15 protein-coding genes are annotated in these 19,110 nt (G+C 42.8%); 2 read left to right on the forward strand and 13 right to left on the reverse strand.

All coding sequences use genetic code 11. From position 1 onward, the window contains the following. Positions 1-120: 120 nt before the first annotated feature. From J7Q78_RS05695 to gatC, 7 genes are all read right to left on the reverse strand, one after another. Positions 121-996: an alpha/beta hydrolase gene (locus J7Q78_RS05695; RefSeq protein ID WP_208422015.1), complete on the reverse strand. Its 876-nt coding sequence runs from the start codon at positions 994-996 to the stop codon at positions 121-123. Between the two features lies 1 nt (position 997). Then, complete coding sequence (locus J7Q78_RS05700) at positions 998-2,290, reverse strand: PTS transporter subunit EIIC (protein ID WP_208422016.1); 1,293 nt, start codon at positions 2,288-2,290, stop codon at positions 998-1,000. A 241-nt stretch (positions 2,291-2,531) separates the two neighbouring features. After that, positions 2,532-3,896, reverse strand: a complete 1,365-nt coding sequence (gene rlmD / locus J7Q78_RS05705) for a 23S rRNA (uracil(1939)-C(5))-methyltransferase RlmD (RefSeq protein ID WP_208422017.1) — start codon at positions 3,894-3,896, stop codon at positions 2,532-2,534. A gap of 116 nt (positions 3,897-4,012) precedes the next feature. Continuing rightward, on the reverse strand, positions 4,013-5,041 hold the full coding sequence (locus tag J7Q78_RS05710) for a diacylglycerol kinase (protein WP_154242483.1): 1,029 nt from the start codon (positions 5,039-5,041) through the stop codon (positions 4,013-4,015). A gap of 21 nt (positions 5,042-5,062) precedes the next feature. Then, a complete protein-coding gene (gene gatB, locus J7Q78_RS05715; RefSeq protein WP_154242484.1) occupies positions 5,063-6,493 on the reverse strand; it encodes an Asp-tRNA(Asn)/Glu-tRNA(Gln) amidotransferase subunit GatB in 1,431 nt (476 codons plus the stop codon). Continuing rightward, a complete protein-coding gene (gatA, locus tag J7Q78_RS05720) occupies positions 6,493-7,959 on the reverse strand; it encodes an Asp-tRNA(Asn)/Glu-tRNA(Gln) amidotransferase subunit GatA (protein ID WP_208422018.1) in 1,467 nt (488 codons plus the stop codon). Before gatA ends, gatB begins: the two co-directional genes overlap by 1 nt. 2 nt (positions 7,960-7,961) lie before the next feature. Then, positions 7,962-8,258 (reverse strand): Asp-tRNA(Asn)/Glu-tRNA(Gln) amidotransferase subunit GatC, encoded by a 297-nt coding sequence (gatC, locus tag J7Q78_RS05725; RefSeq protein WP_154242486.1) that lies wholly within the window; start codon positions 8,256-8,258, stop codon positions 7,962-7,964. A 315-nt stretch (positions 8,259-8,573) separates the two neighbouring features. Here gatC and J7Q78_RS05730 point away from each other — a divergent pair, with 315 nt between their 5' ends. Together J7Q78_RS05730 and J7Q78_RS05735 are read left to right on the forward strand one after the other, a co-directional pair. Continuing rightward, positions 8,574-9,101, forward strand: a complete 528-nt coding sequence (locus tag J7Q78_RS05730; RefSeq protein WP_208422019.1) for a hypothetical protein — start codon at positions 8,574-8,576, stop codon at positions 9,099-9,101. 313 nt (positions 9,102-9,414) lie between these two features. After that, a complete protein-coding gene (locus tag J7Q78_RS05735; RefSeq protein ID WP_208422020.1) occupies positions 9,415-9,864 on the forward strand; it encodes an Rrf2 family transcriptional regulator in 450 nt (149 codons plus the stop codon). 161 nt (positions 9,865-10,025) lie between these two features. On the opposite strand, the gene J7Q78_RS05740 is transcribed toward J7Q78_RS05735, so the two are convergent. The 6 genes from J7Q78_RS05740 to purB all read right to left on the reverse strand — a co-directional run bounded on the left by J7Q78_RS05740 (position 10,026) and on the right by purB (position 19,045). After that, the gene (locus J7Q78_RS05740) at positions 10,026-10,922 is read right to left on the reverse strand and encodes an SIR2 family NAD-dependent protein deacylase (RefSeq protein ID WP_208422021.1); all 897 of its coding nucleotides are present in this window, start codon (positions 10,920-10,922) and stop codon (positions 10,026-10,028) included. Beyond that, on the reverse strand, positions 10,915-11,598 hold the full coding sequence (locus tag J7Q78_RS05745; RefSeq protein ID WP_208422022.1) for an SIR2 family NAD-dependent protein deacylase: 684 nt from the start codon (positions 11,596-11,598) through the stop codon (positions 10,915-10,917). The genes J7Q78_RS05740 and J7Q78_RS05745 overlap by 8 nt, the downstream gene beginning before the upstream one ends. Positions 11,599-11,779: 181 nt before the next feature. After that, on the reverse strand, positions 11,780-12,910 hold the full coding sequence (locus tag J7Q78_RS05750; protein ID WP_208422023.1) for a CamS family sex pheromone protein: 1,131 nt from the start codon (positions 12,908-12,910) through the stop codon (positions 11,780-11,782). Between the two features lie 36 nt (positions 12,911-12,946). Beyond that, positions 12,947-14,980 (reverse strand): NAD-dependent DNA ligase LigA, encoded by a 2,034-nt coding sequence (gene ligA / locus J7Q78_RS05755; RefSeq protein WP_208422024.1) that lies wholly within the window; start codon positions 14,978-14,980, stop codon positions 12,947-12,949. A 267-nt stretch (positions 14,981-15,247) separates the two neighbouring features. Continuing rightward, the gene (gene pcrA / locus J7Q78_RS05760; protein ID WP_407929558.1) at positions 15,248-17,470 is read right to left on the reverse strand and encodes a DNA helicase PcrA; all 2,223 of its coding nucleotides are present in this window, start codon (positions 17,468-17,470) and stop codon (positions 15,248-15,250) included. Between the two features lie 282 nt (positions 17,471-17,752). Next, complete coding sequence (gene purB / locus J7Q78_RS05765; RefSeq protein ID WP_154242492.1) at positions 17,753-19,045, reverse strand: adenylosuccinate lyase; 1,293 nt, start codon at positions 19,043-19,045, stop codon at positions 17,753-17,755. Between the last annotated feature and the right edge of the window lie 65 nt (positions 19,046-19,110).

Consider the following 19,110-nt stretch of genomic DNA (forward strand, 5'->3'; position numbering starts at 1 on the left):
TCGTTGCGAGCACTTAGTGTTGCCTTTTAGCGGTACACTTCAAAAAAGTCACCCGAATTTTGACTTAAGGCCCCAAAAAAGCCTCAGAATAACAGTCTTGCTGTTACTCTGAGGCTTTTTTTAAGGTGTTTCCGCCTTACTCTTGGGTAGTGGTTGGGTATTGCCTGTGTTCTTTTTGCTGAGAATATATTGTTCTAATAACGCCACGATTTGTTGATTCTGTGGTAAATCAGAGTGTTGGGCGTGGTCACCGGTCACCGTAATTTCGGTGTAGTGTTTAACTTGCCCTTGATAAATGTACTTCCCCGCTTCGACACTGCGGGCAGGCACAATCCCGTCATTTTCGAAATTTTCCGTTCCCGCAATTGAATACATCGACAAGTTCGTCGGAATGTTCTTGCGCTTTTTAATGAAATCGGTCAACATTTGCGACTTATGCGTAATCGATGTTTCAGCAAAGTTAAACGGGGAACCAATCGTCATTAACTTCTTCACTGTAATATCATCGCGATTAAAATAGTCTTCCAGAAAAGCTGTATAAATTAAGCCCCCATTAGAATGTCCAACCGCTTTGAAGTTATTAAATTGATACTTCTTAGTTAACGCGTTAAACGCGAGGGAAAACCATTTCGCTTGCTTTTGAATATTATTGTAACCGTCCTTGTTATTTTCAAAACCAACCACGATAAACGGTTCATTATCCCGCGGTCTAATTGCACCTGAATAGCTAATCTTATTATTTTCATGCACGGTTAGTTTCAATAAACTGTGACGCTTTCCCCGCTTCGTATTTAATTTAGCAACTAATTCATCAAACCGATTTTGGGTGGCACTACTCCCAGGAATAAAGATCACCGGTGACATACGTGAATCATGTCGCTTAGCTAAGGTGTTCACATTCTGGCGACTCCATTGAGCAGCTGGCCACGTTAAGCCCCCAATTAGGACCAAACTAATGACTAATAACCAGAGACTCTTTTTTCTTAATTTGGCCAATTTATGCCGCCTCCTTTGCCAGTGCTAATTGATCTGCCAATTGGACAAACGGCTTGTAAATCAGCACACCGACGACAACGTTCACGACGGTCACCGCCAATGCACCTAAATTACCGTTGGTTCCCATAAACGCTTGCAATAAGCCTGGTGTCCCGAGCGGAACCGTGAAGACCACCGATGGCATGCAATGCAATGCAACCGCCGCCGATGCAATTCCCATATTCACCAAGGGCACCAATAAGAAGGGAATCACATATAAGCCATTCCCAATGATGGGCATTCCCACTAAGACTGCGCTATTAAAATTAAATAAAACCGGCAACAGTGACCATCGACCAATCAAATGATAGTCTTTTTGCTTGCTAAAGATGAAAACGGCAATCACTAAGGCTAGCGTCCCACCGGTCCCGCCAATCGCCCCAAAAGGCTCATATAAAGTCCCCAAGGTAAAAGGATACGGGACATGCCAAGCAGTATGTTGACTAAATGCATAGTTTAAGTTGGCCGAAGAAGCAATCCCCTCACGCCCAAATTGCGCTAACGTCGGCATACTCGTCAAGCCAAAAAATGTTAAGCCGGTGGCCGCTAAACTCGTCCCTAACGTGAAGAGCAGCCCTGTTTGATTTGCTTTTAGTGATTGTAATCGTAAGATGAGTTGATCTGGCAAAATGGAAATCGCCAACCAATTTAAGAGGACACTCAACCCTAAAATAACGCCAAGTACTAATAAAATCGCTCCTAGCGAATCTAACGATCGCCCAACCGCTGAACCATTCAACGGTAAATCGCGGCGGTGCGGCCGCCCTAATTTTTTAAACACTAAGCCCGTCAAATATCCGACTAATAGGCCGAAAAATAAGCCCCCCAATCCCAACATCTGGGTGTTGAATACTAAGCCTTCATTCGGCGTCAACCGTAACGCTAAGATTAAATAAGCAATCAAGCCGGTAATACTGGCTAATTGTTCATCCCGATGATAGTGCTTAGCCGTATAGCGCGCCGCACACATCGCTGCTAGGGCCGCAACAATGCCCAACGTCAAACTCGTAATGCTATCAAACATCATCTGCAAGATATTCCGTTTACTCAACCAATTTGACAGATGAAACACCTTCACAACAAAACTATTTCGATCGAAAAGTGCTAATTGGATGAGTTGACTGATACTTCCAATCAAGACAAATGGAAATAACAATGTTAAACTCCGCTGTATAATCTGATAGACCGCTACCGATTGGAGTCGATTATAATGTTGTGCTAAACGCATCATTATCGCTTGCTTTTTGATAGTCATGAATTAACCCTCTAAACATGTTTTGATAATTTTATTCTAGCTGACCTTCGGGCTAAATGCACGCCCGAAGGCAAAAAAAGCGGGCCGCTACTTTCCATCTCTGGATAATAACGACCCGCCATCTAAATTGTTTGCGTTCATCCACAATGAGCCCGACAAGCGCCGCACGCTTTGTTTTGAAACGGGCGCCAGCAACCATCCTCTGAGGAGTAACTCAGAGGATCCCGACTGACAACGTACGCTATTTTAATACTAATTTAGTAACACTTTCGACGTGTAGGGTTTGGGGGAACATGTCCACTGGTTGGGTACTTTCGGCTTGGTAGCCTTGGGCTGCCAATAATTCTAAATCACGCGCCAATGTTGCTGGGTTACAGCTGACATAGACCATCTTGGCCGGTTTTAATTGACCGACAGCTTCGATGAAGCTACCTTCTAATCCTTTACGAGGTGGATCAACAATCAATGCATCGACTTTTAAATCGTCTGCTTGCCATTGGGCCATTACTTCTTCAGCTTTACCTAGAGTAAATTCAACGTTTTCAATGCCATTAATCTTGGCGTTATGGCGGGCATCCATGACAGCTGATTCAACGACTTCAACACCGTAAACTTGCTTAGCATGTTTAGCGACCGCTAATGAAATTGTCCCAATTCCAGAATAAGCATCGATGACCGTTTCGTTACCCGTTAATTCAGCAGCTTCGATTGCCTTGTTATACAAGACTTCCGTTTGAACTGGATTAACTTGATAGAATGATTGCGCTGAAATTTCGAACTTCAAGCCCATTAATTCATCGCGGATAAAGTCACGCCCGGCGATTAATTTCGTTACATCCCCAAAAATGACGTTCGTTTGTGCCGCATTAACGTTTTGCATGATGCTGACCACTTCTGGTAATGCCTTCTTAATTTCAATGGCGATTTCACGGGCTGCCGGTAATTTCTTACTACGCGTGATAAAGACAATCATCATTTCATGGCTGTAATAACCACGACGAACCATGATTGTTTTCAAAACCCCTTTATGCGTGTCTTCATTGTATGGATCAATATAAAAGCGCCGTAAAATATCGCGAACCACCTTAATGGCTTCGTCAATCTTAGGATCTTGAATATAGAAATCTTCCATTGGCATCACTTGATGGCTATGTTTCCGGTAGAAACCGGTTGTTAACGCCCCATCAATAAAGCGAACTGGAACTTGGGCTTTATTCCGATAGCCTGTTGGTTCATCCATTCCTAAAACCGGTTGTACTGGGATGTCCAAATGGGCTTTTTGAAAGACGTTCAAGACTTGATTCCGCTTGAAGGCTAATTGTGCTGGATAAGCTAAGTGTTGTAACGGTGCAATCCCCGTTTGTGAGTAGATGTTAGCTTTTGATTCAACACGGTCAGGACTCTTCTTCAGTAAATTAACTAAGCGCGCAAAACCATATTGTTTATTAACCTTTGTCACTTGGATTTCAGCTTGTTCGTCGGGCAAAACGCCTTCGATAAACAATGGATAGTTATCGACTTTAGCGACCCCCATGCCTTCATAGGTTAAATCCATAATATCAACCGTCAATGTTTCATTTTTTCTTACAGGTGCTTGTATTTTCATAGTTACCTCTTTTTAATTGTGTAAAAAGAGTCTGAGACAAAACTAAGTTTTGCTTCGGACTCTTTTCTTAGCTCCAAGTGTGCGGTCAATCCGCCCACGTTATCCAATGTTCCAGTTTAACCTATTTTACCATCGCCGTCTATGTCTTCTTCAGAAATCGTTTCGACTTCCTTCACAAATAAAGCTTCGCTAGACTGTTGAGTCGGTATTTCTGAGGTAATCGCATGATCTGGAATATCTTCCTTATTCACATACATCTCGATATGCTGTTGTAAGTTGGTAAAGGTCATTGGTGCATCGCCGCCATATTCGCCATCTAAATTAATCATCATCTTAACGTCATCATCACCCGGACGCGCCACTAATTTCGAAGTCTTAGTATAAATGACCCGTGGATCATTAACGTGTTTGCCACCTTTAATGACAAGTGCGATTAAATGGACTAATTCAGCCATATTGGCTGTTTTAACGACAATTAACGAGAAATTACCATCATTCAGCTGGGCATCAGGAGCAATCTGTTCAAACCCGCCAACCGAGTTGGTTAGACCAAGTAAAAATAAGGAAGCTTCGCCATCATACGTTCCCTCATCATATTCCAGATGCATCTTAATCGGTTTAATTTGGGGTAACATCTCTGCGCCCTTCACGACATACGCAAGGTAGCCAAAAATCGACTTAAAGTCTGATGGGACTTCGTAGGTCAATTCCGTTAGCAAGCCACCACCAGCAATGTTCATGAAATAATTATCATTAGCTCGCCCGATATCCATCTTAAGCGTTTGATTCTTCAAAATCACGCGGGCGGCTTCAACTGGATTATCCCGCGGAATCTTCAACGCCCGCGCATAATCGTTTGTCGTCCCAGCAGGAATCACCGCCATCATGGGGCGCTTTTCTAAGCCGGCAATTCCGTTGACCACTTCATTGATTGTCCCGTCTCCGCCAGCGGCAACAATTAAATCGAAGTCTGCTTTGGCTGCTCTTGTGGCCTCTTTTTGCGCTGAAGCTTCTTCAGGCGTCGTTTGAAACGCACTCGCTTCATAACCCGCTTGTTCTAAAATATCCAGAATATCAGCGACACTACGTTTCATCACTTCATGTCCTGAAGTTGGATTATAAATTAACCGTGCACGTTTTTGCATTCGAATCTCCTAAAATATCAATTATCGTTTGTTCAATTCGGCCATCAACAAGTCATTCACAACTTTTGGATTAGCTTGACCTCGCGTTTCTTTCATAATCTTTCCGATTAAGAAACCTACTGCGCGGTCTTTACCGTTCTTGAAATCATCAATTGATTGTTGGTTGTCATCTAAAATCCCTGTGATAATTGGGGTCAGCTTAGCCGGGTCTGATAATTGGACCATGCCTTTTGCTTCAACCCAAGCTTTGGGATCCGTATCATTTTGGATAATTTCTTGGAAGACTTTCTTAGCAATCTTCGATGAAATAATCCCGTCTTTAATCAAGTTAATCATTTGTGCTAAATGCGCCGGGGTAAGGGCTGTTTCTTGAAGATCAATTTGTTTGTCATTCAAATAAGCATTTACTTCACCCATCAACCAGTTAGAAACTTGCTTAGGTGCGGCCCCGTCAGCAACAGCTGCTTCGAAGAAGTCAGACATTTCTTTGGTATTGGTCAAGACACCCGCATCGTATTCAGGCAAGCCTAATTCAGCAACGTACCGTGCACGTCGTTTAGCCGGCATTTCAGGCATACTGTCTTGGACTTCTTGTAACCAATCATCATCAATGTGCAATGGTGGTAAATCTGGTTCTGGGAAATAACGATAATCATCCGCTCCGGTCTTGACCCGCATGAGGTATGTTTCACCGGTTTTTTCATCAAAACGCCGCGTTTCAGGACGTACTGTTTCGCCCGCAATCAAGAGTTGTGATTGGCGTTTGATTTCATAAGCTAAGCCTAAACGCACATGATTAAACGAGTTCAAGTTCTTTAATTCTGATTTTACACCATATTTCTTCGCGCCAATTGGTCGCACAGAAATGTTAGTATCCACCCGCATTGAACCTTCTTCCATCTTAACGTCAGATGCACCAGTAAATTGAACGATTTGACGTAAGGTTTCGAGGTATGCATACGCTTCTTCAGGCGTTGACATATCGGGTTTTGAAACAATTTCAATCAAGGCAGTCCCTTGACGGTTTAAATCGACATATGAATAGCCATCAGAGCCATGGGTATTCTTCCCAGCATCTTCTTCAACGTGTAATTCAGCAATCCCAATTTTTTTCGTGTGACCATCAACTTCAACTTCGATGTAGCCATCTTTACCAAGCGGTTGTTCGTATTGTGTAATTTGGTAAGCTTTGGGATTATCTGGATAAAAATAATTCTTCCGGTCGAAATGGGTATCACGCGCAATATCAGCGTGCAAGGCAGTTGCAACCATCATCCCCAAGGTATAAGCCCCTTTATTCAAAGTTGGCAAGGTCCCTGGATAACCCCAGTCAATCACATTCGTGTTGGTGTTTGGTTCTGCACCATAGTTTACAGGAGATGGACTGTACATTTTTGAATTAGTTTTTAATTCAATATGCACTTCAAGTCCGATTGTTGTTTCGAAATTCATTAGGCTTTTCCTCCTTTGAAGCTTGGAACGTTCTTATTAAATTGAGTAGCTTGTTCAAAGGCATAACCTGCACGATAAACAGATTCTTCATCAAATGCTTTCCCAATAATTTGTAAGCCAACTGGCATGCCATCTACTAAACCAGCAGGGACTGACATGGCTGGTAGGCCAGCCATGTTAGCAGGGATTGTCAAGATATCATTCATATACATTGTCACTGGATCTGATATTTTACGGCCTAGATCAAAAGCTGTTGTGGGGGTTGTTGGACCGACCACTAAATCATAGTCTGCGAAGACTTTTTCAAAATCACGCACGATTAATGTCCGTACTTGACCAGCCTTTTTGAAGTAAGCATCGTAAAAACCTGATGAAAGAGCAAATGTGCCTAACATAATCCGGCGTTTCACTTCATCACCGAAACCTTCTGAACGTGATTTAACGTACACATCTTCAAGGGTCTTAGCTTCAGGTGAACGGTAACCATAACGAATCCCGTCAAAACGTGACAAGTTAGAGGATGCTTCACTTGAGGCAATAATATAGTAAGTTTGTACGGCATATTTAGAGTTAGGCAAGCTGACTTCATCGACCGTTGCACCCAATGACTTCAAAGTTTCAAGGGCTGTTTCGATTTGAGCTTTCACCCCTGGTTCAACCCCTTCTGCCATGTATTCTTTGGCAACAGCAATCTTCATCCCTTTGATGTCACCATCTAAAGCAGCCCGGAAATCAGGAACGGGAATCGTTGCACTCGTACTGTCTTTTTCATCATGGCCACTGATGGCTTGTAAAACAGTGGCGTTATCAGCCACTGTCCGGCTGAAGACCCCGACTTGATCCAAACTAGAGGCAAACGCAATGGCCCCCCAACGTGATACACGACCATAAGTTGGTTTGATACCGACGATGCCATTAAAGGCTGCGGGTTGGCGAATTGAGCCCCCCGTGTCCGTCCCTAAAGAAGCAACAACTTCACCAGCCGCAACTGCCGCTGCTGAACCACCTGATGAACCGCCAGGAACTTTGTCTAAATTCCATGGATTCTTAGTTTTCTTAAAAGCAGATGTTTCTGTTGATGAACCCATTGCGAATTCATCCATGTTATTTTTACCAATTACAATCGCATCTTTAGCTTTTAATTTTTCGACCACCGTTGCATCAAACACCGGCGTAAAGTTTTCAAGCATTTTACTAGCAGCCGTGGTTGTTAAGCCATCGGTTAATAAGTTATCTTTAATCCCAATTGGCATCCCGGCTAACAAATTAGCTGCGTCGATTGGTTGTGCGTCCACTTTTGCAGCTGCAGCTTGTGCACCAGCTTCATCGATGGCTAAAAAAGCATCGACTTGTGGTTCTTTCTTTTTGATTTCAGCAACGGTTTCAGTTACTAATTGGCTAGCAGTTAAGTCGCCAGCCACTAATTTAGCGTGGATGCTTTGTAAATCTTCATATAAGTAATTCACGGCTAGTCTTCCTCCTTATCCATAATGGCAGGGACTTTCAATAAGCCATCCGCTGAATCTGGTGCATTCTTCATTAAAATATCGCGATCTGTGCCGGCTTGGGCCACATCTTCGCGGACAATATTTTGAAGGTTATTCACATGGGTCGTCACTGGGACGCCTGTTGTATCAACTTTATTTAATTCATCAGTCATTTTCATGATGTCTGCAAGTTGTTCAGTAAATTGTTCTAACTCAGCATCGCTAAAAGCTAATTTTGAAAGTTCTGCGACATGCTGAACTTGTGTTTTATCAATCATGAGTAAACCCCTCTTCTAATTCTGTCACTTTTATCCATTCTGGTTAATTTTACCATATATTAACGTATAAGAAAGTGACATCCCTTGGAATTTAACAGTTTTTCCTAATCTTTAACGATCTTAGTAGCTATCAAAAAGATATTTTCATGTTCTCTGCCAAGGTGCAATTAAACGTTATGCAATTCATTAGAATACGATATCATTTATAATAGTTTATTATAGACAAGCATTCGCTCAATCTTATATAATAGACACAGATAAGAATTTGTGAATAATGTACAAGATTATTATTAACTTATGGAGGAGTGTTGTCATATGAAAAACAATGTCGCAAAACGCCTGGTAGCAGTATTCGTTTTAAGTTTAGTGGGTGGCATTACCTTACAAAGTACGCCAACATCAGCTACGACGACTTCCGTTAGCGTAACGCTCACTGGGGTAACACCTGAAATGGTCGCTAACGCCAAAAAAGCCGCCGCCGAACAAGCCGCTTTAGAAGAAGCATGGTTACAAGCAGAAATCGATGACAGTCAACCCGTGGAAGTCACCGAAACAATTAACGGACAAACAACGCACTACTGGGAATCAGCAGATGGCACACGGCACACAACAGCGCCAGTAAAAGCTCAAGATGAAACAGTAGCCACACCGAAAGTCGCAACTGAGCAGCCTAAAGAAACAGCGGTTGAAAAACAACCAGCCGAAACTTTTAAACCAATGCCTAAAAAACATGAAATCGGGCCAAAAGCCGTTGTTTTCAAACAACTTACAACAAATTGGGTTAGCCATCAAATCATGTCATCATTGGAAACATTAATCACTAAGGCTTTTCAGCTAAACTAATAACCGTCAGCAGCAGCTAAGCGACAAGCAACATAACCACTCCACTGCTAAAATAAGCATATGACCGTTTGATTCGTTCATCCTAAATTTGGGATGAACTTTTTTTATTGCCTGCTACTTCTTAAAATATAAATCTATTTTTATTCGAGCTTTCATCGTTATCATCAGATCAAAACTGCTGATTGCAACCACCTAATCGGTTGGCATATTTTTTAAGCGCCTTGATTTAATTTTCATTTAACATTCTGCTTACAGCAGAACGGCTTAATAGGTGTTATACTCTTAATAACATCTTTTTAAAAAGGAGGCTACCATGAAAAAATCAGTTCGTTTAAGCAATGCCGTCCACGTGATGACACTGATTTCTTTAAATCCGTTTAATAACCTTTCCAGTCAGCGTATTGCTAAAAGTATCAATACCAACCCCTCTTTTATTCGCCAAATCATGGGGCAACTCAAGACAGCTGGTCTATTGACGAGCGTTAAGGGCCATGCTGAACCCAAGCTAACAAAGACTCCGGAGCAAATCTCGCTCTGTGATATCTATAAGGCCGTCGATGATACACGGTTATTGAATATCGATACCCAAATTGATCCCAACTGCGGGCCTGGACAAAATATTCAATTATCGCTTGCTACTTACTACGATCAAATTCAAGAAACTGCTGAAAAACAAATGCAAACCATCAAACTAGCCGACATTATCCAACAATATCAACAACGACTTGCTGAAAATCCGGCATTAAAACTTTATGAAAACTAACACAAAAAGGTTGGGCAAATGGCCCAACCTTTTTGTGTGCGTTACCCCTCAGCAGCTACCCGGCTAACGCCGCACTCTTTTAAACGTGCTTTGTCAGCCATCATCTTCCGGTTAACCCTGAATGCCCAACAATCGCTAACGCGATTATTCGTCATTCTGTGTTAATCCTCAGTCGATACCCGACTGACGCCGCACTCTTTTAGATCCGCGAGAACTTTAGCTAAGTCATATTTCACTGCAAGCCCGCGGTCGGCTAATTCACGTGGAACAAGCGCATCTTTAGGGTTAACGGTGATATAAGTCGCCTGAGGATTTTGGTACGTCAAATTCATAAACGGTTCTTTAATAAACATCGGGGTCATCATGCCCACGCCTAATTCTAGATAAACCGTTTTTTGACCTTCAGCTTTTTGAATAAATTGGCGATACTTTGCATATTGTTCTGCGTAGTAATCACCTTCAAGAAATTCATAACCACGAACCCATTCCAACATTTCAGCACCACATTTAGGACACCGCGGAATTAAGTCTTCAGGTAAATGACCATCTTCAATTTGCGGAAATAACTGATCAACAATTGGCTGGCTCGGATAAACTTGGTCATGGCACTTATTCGCACATTGGAAATAAGACCAGTCACCTTGAATCGTGGCCACCTCCTTCTCCGGAAAGGCTCTTGGAAATTGGCAATCTTGATTAGTCGTGATGATATCGTAATCTTTGTCTTTGAGGACCGCTTTTAAATCATAATAAGGTTGAAAAATCGCCACATGCAAATTATAGTGGGCGACTGTTAGTTTAAACCCCCAATAGTCGCCACGGTTTTCCCAATTTTTTCCTGTATATTGTTCTAGATAATAATTACGCCACAAACTGCCAGCGTGATACTTATCTTCAATGGCTTTAAATTTCTCGAGATAGGTCGGATCGCCCGGATTGTACCAATCGGGTCCAGCCGCAGCTGACATCCCGGCTGCGCCGCCTACGATGACGTAGTCCGCCGCTTTGATGGCCGTTGCCATTTTTTGAAGTGTTATTTGATAGTCTGAATTAGTCATTTTTGAGTAGCTCCTTAAAATTATCATCGATTGATCCAGCAAGGCCGATTGAGCGTTGCGCAATGGCCGTGGGAATCTTGATTTCGTGTGGTAAATTCAATGTGATGTAACGGTAACTCGGCCTTTGCGCCACCAAGTACATGAGTGGTGCTTTAATTAGTTGATTATTAGCACCAATCCCTAATTCTAGAACGACCACCTTTTGTGAACGGTACTTTTGAACAAATGCCTTAAATTTCGCTTGTTGCTTTTCAATCATCGGCATTGGGTTTTGATTGTTACCAAAATTGCCTTCCACTTCAAAAATGCGTTGGTCATCAAAGCCACTTAATTGAAAATGCATGTCACCATTTGATGTGACAACAAAGTATTCATGAGCGCCCACTAGTTGCTTTAAATCTTGAAAAACCGGTGTCGCTTCATAATGATCAATCATATAATCGAACAATACTTTATAAAATGCGTCTCGTTCGGCTGCTGTTGGGTAGTTGTATAAAACCCCTTGAAGAATATTCATAATTCCGTAGCGTTCATAGAAAGCCCCAAAGCGGGTCATAAACGCTTCATCGTGTGCAAAAATATTGTAGCCTTCTGCAATTGATAACCCGTTACTAGCGCTTATAATGATGGCATCCGCATTGGTTAGCCAATACCGTGCTGTTTTAAAATCGTTCATGTCGCTCTCCTTTGGTGTAATAAATAAAATAACAACAACATTGCGTATTGTACACTGTTATTTTTAAAATTACAACCAAAGATTTTTTGAACACCCAAAAATAGCCCCGACAACTTTGTTAGTTGTCGGGGCTATTTAGGCATCGTATCAACAGCCAGGTGCCTGTTGTCGCATGCTTGAATTAATAACTACCAAATACGTGGGTTGAAAAACCTTTACTACCGGCTGATCGCCCGACATAGGCTTGCATCCCTTCTGCAGACGAGATGGAAATATCTAATGGGATATTTTGTGGTAAATATTTATCCGCAGCAGTTGCGATGTACTGCGTGAAACTCATAATCTCGGTTTGACTGTAGAATTGCGTGTTAACCGTGATATTCATACCAGCTAACACCCCGTCTTCATAATGCGCTTGGGCTGTTACACCGCTCAAGTTTGGGAAGAAAGTTTCCACCTGTTCTTTGAAACTACTGAACGCATCAACATCACTTTGATTAACCGCTTTTTCATTATTAACTAGTGGGAAAACTTGGTTCGCTTGGTTCATTTCATGCCAGGAATCAATCGTTGTGCTCCCATTTTTGCTAACCCCATAGGCAAAGAAAGTCCCGCCTACTAAGCTATCTTTGGGTGCTTGTTTATAAAGTCCCACTACAATCGTTGTCTTACTCAAGCCTTTTTTCTGTCGTAATCGTGCTAAGACCTTATTGGCCATTTGTTTGCCTTGCTGTGCCATCATGGCGCTAGAAATTTTGGTTTCAAAAGTAGCCCCATATTGTTCCTTGGTATAATAATCAATTTGATTCATCCCAAGGCCAATACTCATTCCTTCAAGCGCACCATCTGAACCTAAGAAGTCTTGTTCTAAGATTTGTTGGAGATATAATGGATTTCGCTTATCTGGTTCTTTTTCACCATTATCTTCTGGGTTCAAACCAAGGGGATTCGTTTTGGATTGACGAGCCAACCATTTTTGGGCCTCCGCCGTTTTAATGGTTTGGCCTTCTTGATAGAGGTATTTATCAGTTGGAAATTGTTTTTTAGAAATATTTAATAAACCACTTTCCAAACTCTTTACATCAAATGCCGTATTACTTTGTTGGGTGGTTAAGCCCCGCGTCTGACTTGTCTTGTAATGTTTATTATCAATAACCCCTTCATACATACTGTCAGTTACTTTCCCGGTCGTTTGTAACTTCTTAGTCGACTTAGTTGCTGATGATGAACTCGAATTACCTTGTAAACTCGTACAACCTGCCAACAACAGAACGGTTGCGGCTGCAACTACCCATAATTTATACTTTGCCACTGAAGATGGCCTCCTTATCAGTCCTAATTGATTCTTTTATTGCGCCAAATAACTGTCTAGGTCCGCTTCGTTAATGATTGGAATCCCTAATGCTTGCGCCTTGGCTAATTTACTGCCAGCATCTTCTCCAACGATCAACATGTCTGTTTTTTTCGAAACTGAGCCGGTCACTTTAGCGCCGTTATCTTCAAGTTGTTGCTTCAACTCACCGCGCGTATATTGCGATAATTTACCGGTCAAGACAACTGTCTTTCCGTTGAAGTAGCTGTCACTATTGGTGGCTTGGGCCTTCGTCACACCAGTATAAGTTAGGTTGACTTGCACTTCAGCTAATTCGTGAATTAAGGTTTGAACTTGATCATCAGCAAAATATGTTACTAGGCTATCGGCAATCGTCTCACCAATCGTCTCGACTGACATGATTTCTGCTTGATCACTGGCCATCAAAGCCTCCATTGTCAAGAAATGTTCAGCTAACAAACGTGCTGCTTTGGCACCAACGTGGCGAATCCCTAATCCAAATAATAACCTTTCTAGCGAATTCTGGCGACTAGCTTCAATGGCATTTAACAAATTATTAATAGATTTTTCTTTAAATTTATCCAATTGTGCTAATTGATCGGCAGTTAAGCGGTATAAATCGGCAACATCGTGGACCAATCCTTGGTCCAGTAACTGGGCGATAATCCGTGGTCCTAAGCCGTCAATGTTCATCGCATTTCTGGAAGCAAAATGTGTTAACTGTTCCTTCACCTGAGCCGGGCACATCGGATTGATACACCGTAATGCGACCTCTTCATCCAAATGAACTAATTCATGCCCACATGAGGGACATTCCGTCGGGATCACATACGGCTGGCTGTCAGTTGGTCGTTTAGCCAGTACCACTTGTGAAATTTCCGGAATGATATCGCCGGCTTTGTGTAATAAAACCGTGTCCAATAAACGGACGTCTTTATCTCGTAACATATCAGCGTTATGCAATGAAGCCCGTGCGACGGTTGTTCCGGCTAATTGGACAGGGTCCATCACAGCAGTTGGTGTGACGACTCCCGTCCGACCAATTGTCCATTCGATGTCCCGGACGATGGTCGCCGCTTCTTCAGGCGGGAATTTATAAGCAATTTCCCACCGAGGCACCTTAACTGTATTCCCAAGTTGGCGTTGTAGGGCTAAGTCATTTACTTTTAGCACGACGCCATCGATACCGTATTCTAAGTCATCGCGTATGGCTTGATACCGTTCGATAAAAGCTTTTACCTCTGTCATATTGTGGCAAACTGCAGCCGTTGGGTTAACGTTAAACCCCAATTCTGCGAGTACTTCAAGCGCTTCATGTTGCGTTGTTACTTGCACATCGTCAAACGTGACAATTGTGTACATGAAAACACTTAAATTCCGATCAGCTGCGACTTTCGCATCTAATTGTCGTAAACTCCCAGCAGCCGCATTCCGCGGATTGGCAAATGGTGGCTGGCCTTCTGCCTCCCGTTTTTCATTCAATGCCGCAAAAGAGGCTTTGGGCATGTAACATTCGCCACGCACTTCAATTGAGACCGGCTTGGTTAATTTTTTCGGAATTGCTTTGATGGTCTTAAGATTCTGGGTAATGTCTTCGCCAATCGTCCCATTGCCCCGCGTCGCACCGCGGACAAATTGCCCATTTTCATAGACTAAGTCAATAGCAAGACCATCAATTTTTAATTCGACATTATATTCAATGGCATGCTCAACGCTTTTTTGGAGGCGATGATTAAAAGTAGCGAGCTCTTCCTCAGAAAAAACGTCCCCCATCGATAACATCGGTACTGCATGGGTTACTTTTTTAAAGCCCGGTAGAACTTGATCACCGACTTTTTGCGTAGGTGAGTCATTAGTAACAATCATTGGAAAGGCCGCTTCCAACATTTCTAAGTCGCGATACAGTTCATCATACACGTGATCTTCGACCAGCGGCGCATCCTGAGTGTAGTATGCTTCGCTGTATTCAGTTAACGTCTGGCGGAGTTCTTGGGCCGCCGCGGCTGCTTCAGTTTGCGTATATTGATCGATTGGTTTAGCTAATCCCATGTGATCCCTCCTCACTATTTATGCTTTGAAACGTATTTTTTAAAGCTGCCTCTTGTGCTTAGCTTCGCATTGTAAACAACCGACTTTTTCGTTCATCCCCAACACTGTGCTAATGCTCAGAGTCAAACCACTTTAACCACACTCTTTTTTTAAACGTACTCCGCCAGGCATATTTCTGCGCTTAACCAAATTTGCCAAATCGGCGATTACATCGCCAATTCGTCAAATCCAGTTAATGCTCAAAATATAAGCGCCTGTCGTTGCACTCTATTCTACTTTTTCAATTGGTGCAAAGCTTGCTAGTAGTCTTTTGACCCCTTGTTCTTTGAAGGCGATATCTAGTTCTTGATCATTACCTGTGCCGTTGACCTTAACGACTGTCCCAATTCCCCACTTTTTATGTTGGACCTTTTGGCCGGCTGTCCAAACGCCACGGTTATCGCCACCAGTTGTATCGGCGATTTTGTGACTCGTGGTTGTTTTATTTGTATTATACGTTGTGGCCGTTGCCCGTGCATAACGATTGCTCTGGCCAAACGGGACCTTGCGTTCTGGAATACTGCCGGTAGTGCCATTTGCGTAATCCAATAATTGGTCGTCAATTTCGCCGACAAAGCGCGAGGCTTGGTTACTTTGCTGACGCCCATATAACATCCGTGAATAGGCGTTAGTTAAATACAACTTGCTTTCAGCCCGAGTAATGCCGACATATGCCAAGCGGCGTTCTTCTTCTAGTTCGTCTTCTTCCAATAAAGCACGTGATAGTGGGAAGATGCCTTCTTCCATCCCCATCAAGAAGACAACTGGAAATTCCAGCCCTTTGGCAGCATGCAAGGTCATCATCGTCACTTCACTGGCTTCTTCTTCAACGGAATCTAAATCAGACACCAATGATAGCTCTGCTAAGAAGTCCACAAATAAATCACTATCATCGTCTTCTGGTTCGTAATGTTCATCGAATTGTTTGGTGACTGAGAGTAATTCTTCAATATTTTCTAACCGACTTTGGGCCTCAAGGGTATTTTCAACTTCGAGTGCTTTTTTATAGCCAGTCTTGTCCAATAGTTGTTCTGTTAAGTCCGTCACATTTAAAAATTCGCGCATCTTTGCTAAGTCACCAATCACGTTCCCAAAATCAATCAGCGTCTTGCGACTCTTACCAGGGATTGTTGACAGTTCGGCATTTTGCGCCGCTTCAAGTAGTGACCATTGATGATCATCGGCAAACTGTGTTAATTTTTCAAGTGTTCCAGGGCCAATTCCCCGTTTAGGACTGTTAACGATTCGTTCAAAGCTCATTGAATCGGATGCATTAACAACCAGCCGTAGGTAAGCCAAGATGTCCTTAATTTCTTTACGATCGTAGAACTTGTGGCCGCCGACCATCTTGTATGGCATGTTGGCTTTGACAAACGCCTCTTCAATCGAACGTGATTGGGCATTCGTCCGGTATAAAACAGCGAAGTCCCCAAATTTACGCTGGTTTTTTTGCATTTCTTCTTGAATCTTCGTGATAACAAACAAGGCTTCATCCCGTTCACTTTGTCCCCGATAGTAAGTAATTGGTTGACCTTCATTATTTTCTGTCCACAATTCCTTAGGCTTACGGTATTGATTATTGTTAATGACGCCGTTGGCTGCTTCTAGAATCGTTTTGGTTGAACGGTAATTTTGTTCTAACATAACTGTTTTCGCATCTGGATAATCATGTTCGAAGTTCATGATATTGTCCATGTTAGCACCGCGCCAACCATAAATACTTTGATCGGCGTCCCCCACAACACAGAGATTCCGATATTTTTTGGCTAACATATTCACCAATGTATATTGGGCCTCATTGGTATCTTGGTATTCATCAACATGGATGTATTGGAATTTTTCTTGATAATGTTCAAGCGTTGATTGGTTTTCGTTAAATAAGCGAATCGTTTGCATAATTAAATCATCGAAATCGAGCGCTTGATTTTGTTGGAGCCGTTTTTGGTATTCGTGATAGCATTGGGCCACGATTTTTTCAAACGGCCCATTTGCTAGCCCAGCATAATCGCTTGGTGTTTGGAGTTCGTTTTTAGCGTTACTAATCGTCCCTAAAATCGCCTTTGGTTCAAACTTCTTCGTATCGATGTTTAAATCCCGGCAAACATGGCGCATCAACGTCAATTGTTCAGAAGGATCGGCAATCGTGAACGCGCGATTGTAGCCAATTTGTTCAATTTCGCGGCGTAAAATCCGCACACAAAGGGCATGAAAGGTGGATACCCAAACATCTTGAGCCCCTTCGCCAAGTAAGTTGCCCACCCGTTCACGCATTTCACGTGCTGCTTTATTCGTAAACGTAATCGCAAGGACCCGCCATGGTAAAACGTGCTTTTCTTCAATTAAATAAGCGACCCGATGCGTTAACACCCGGGTCTTTCCACTACCGGCACCCGCCATAATTAAAAGTGGTCCTTGTGTCGTGAGTACCGCTTCAGCTTGCTTATCGTTCATCCCTTGTAACAATTCTTTTTCAGACAAATTAGTCATCCTTCCGTAAATGCAATCAGTCTATATTATACCAAACTAGATAGGTAGAAAAAAGCGAACATGCCTTAGTAAAATGGATTGTTATTTTAGACCATCTTCTACCTTGACGCAAGGCGCGTTTCATGAATTAGACTGAGTTCAAGCTAAAAATGACGACTAACATACATAATTGGCCCTTCTTTGTTTTGCCCAAAAAAGCCACCTTAACCTAACTGACAGGCTAAGATGGCTTTTAATCTTAATTCTTTATGCAAACACCCGATCAAAAATCGTTTGAACTTGTTTTAAGTGCCATTGGTAATCAAAGGCATCATCTAAATCGGCCTTTGAGAGTTGACTGGTGACTTTGGGATCGGCTTCCAATAATTGGCGGAAATCTTTTTGCTCATCCCACGCTAAGGCTGTCTTAGGCTGAACCAAATCATAGGCGGCTTCACGGCTAAGGCCCGCATCCACTAACTTCAACAAGACGCGTTGACTGTAAATTAAACCATGCGTGATGTTCATATCGGCCTTCATCTTTTCAGGAAAGACTGTCAAGGTCTTAACAATCCGCGTGAAACGGTTCAAAATGTAGTCCAATAGGATGGTTGTATCGGGTAAAATAATCCGCTCAGCCGAACTGTGTGAGATATCGCGTTCGTGCCATAGCGACACATCTTCCATCCCCGTCACCACATGCCCGCGAATCACCCGGGCTAAGCCACTGACATTTTCTGAACTAATGGGATTACGTTTATGCGGCATCGCTGAAGAACCTTTTTGTCCCTTTGCGAAGAATTCTTCCACTTCACGTACTTCTGTCCGTTGTAAGTGACGGATTTCAGTTGCAAAATGTTCAATTGAGGTGGCAACGACTGCCATTGTATTAATATAATCGGCATGTAAATCTCGCGGGAGCACTTGCGTTGAAATATCTTGCGCCCGAATACCTAAATGTTCTGTCACATACGCTTCAATTTCAGGCGGAATATTAGCAAAAGTACCGACTGCCCCACTGATTTTACCAGCTTCAACGCCTTTAGCGGCCCGTTCAAAGCGGTCTTGGTTCCGTTTCATTTCGGCATACCATGTTGCTAATTTCAAGCCAAACGTAGTGGGTTCCGCATGCACCCCATGCGTCCGCCCAATCATCACGGTATTTTGGTATTCGTAAGCTTTTTCTTTTAGAACGGCCATCAAATTGGCAATATCAGTCCGAATTAAGTCATTTGCTTGTTTCAAGATGTACCCCTGTGCCGTATCAACAACGTCCGTTGAGGTCAGGCCATAGTGCACCCACTTTTTTTCGTCCGCAAGCGATTCAGAAACAGCGCGGGTAAAGGCGACCACATCATGGTGTGTGATGGCTTCTAGCCGATTGACTTCTGCCAAATCAAAGCTAGCATTCTCGCGAATTTTTTGCGCATCCTCTGTGGGAATCTCGCCCAATTTAGCCCAAGCTTCAACGGCTAAAATTTCAACTTCCAACCAAGCTTGATACCGATTTTCCGTTGTCCAAATGGCCCCCATTTCGGGACGTGTGTAACGCTCTAACATAAACTTCTCCTCCAAATACTACACGAATGTTGATAATGGTCAAATGTGCTTGATTTGTCCTAGCT

It is taken from the genome of Latilactobacillus fragifolii (genome assembly GCF_905332535.1).
Lineage (GTDB): Bacteria > Bacillota > Bacilli > Lactobacillales > Lactobacillaceae > Latilactobacillus > Latilactobacillus fragifolii.

Excerpts from the sequence above, each read along its gene's own strand:
- J7Q78_RS05700 (WP_208422016.1), bottom strand. The coding sequence starts at position 2,290 with ATGACTATCAAAAAGCAAGCGATAATGATGCGTTTAGCACAACATTAT.
- rlmD (WP_208422017.1), bottom strand. The coding sequence starts at position 3,896 with ATGAAAATACAAGCACCTGTAAGAAAAAATGAAACATTGACGGTTGAT.
- J7Q78_RS05710 (WP_154242483.1), bottom strand. The coding sequence starts at position 5,041 with ATGCAAAAACGTGCACGGTTAATTTATAATCCAACTTCAGGACATGAA.
- gatB (WP_154242484.1), bottom strand. The coding sequence starts at position 6,493 with ATGAATTTCGAAACAACAATCGGACTTGAAGTGCATATTGAATTAAAA.
- gatC (WP_154242486.1), bottom strand. The coding sequence starts at position 8,258 with ATGATTGATAAAACACAAGTTCAGCATGTCGCAGAACTTTCAAAATTA.
- J7Q78_RS05730 (WP_208422019.1), top strand. The coding sequence starts at position 8,574 with ATGAAAAACAATGTCGCAAAACGCCTGGTAGCAGTATTCGTTTTAAGT.
- J7Q78_RS05735 (WP_208422020.1), top strand. The coding sequence starts at position 9,415 with ATGAAAAAATCAGTTCGTTTAAGCAATGCCGTCCACGTGATGACACTG.
- J7Q78_RS05740 (WP_208422021.1), bottom strand. The coding sequence starts at position 10,922 with ATGACTAATTCAGACTATCAAATAACACTTCAAAAAATGGCAACGGCC.
- J7Q78_RS05745 (WP_208422022.1), bottom strand. The coding sequence starts at position 11,598 with ATGAACGATTTTAAAACAGCACGGTATTGGCTAACCAATGCGGATGCC.
- ligA (WP_208422024.1), bottom strand. The coding sequence starts at position 14,980 with ATGGGATTAGCTAAACCAATCGATCAATATACGCAAACTGAAGCAGCC.
- pcrA (WP_407929558.1), bottom strand. The coding sequence starts at position 17,470 with ATGAACGATAAGCAAGCTGAAGCGGTACTCACGACACAAGGACCACTT.
- purB (WP_154242492.1), bottom strand. The coding sequence starts at position 19,045 with ATGTTAGAGCGTTACACACGTCCCGAAATGGGGGCCATTTGGACAACG.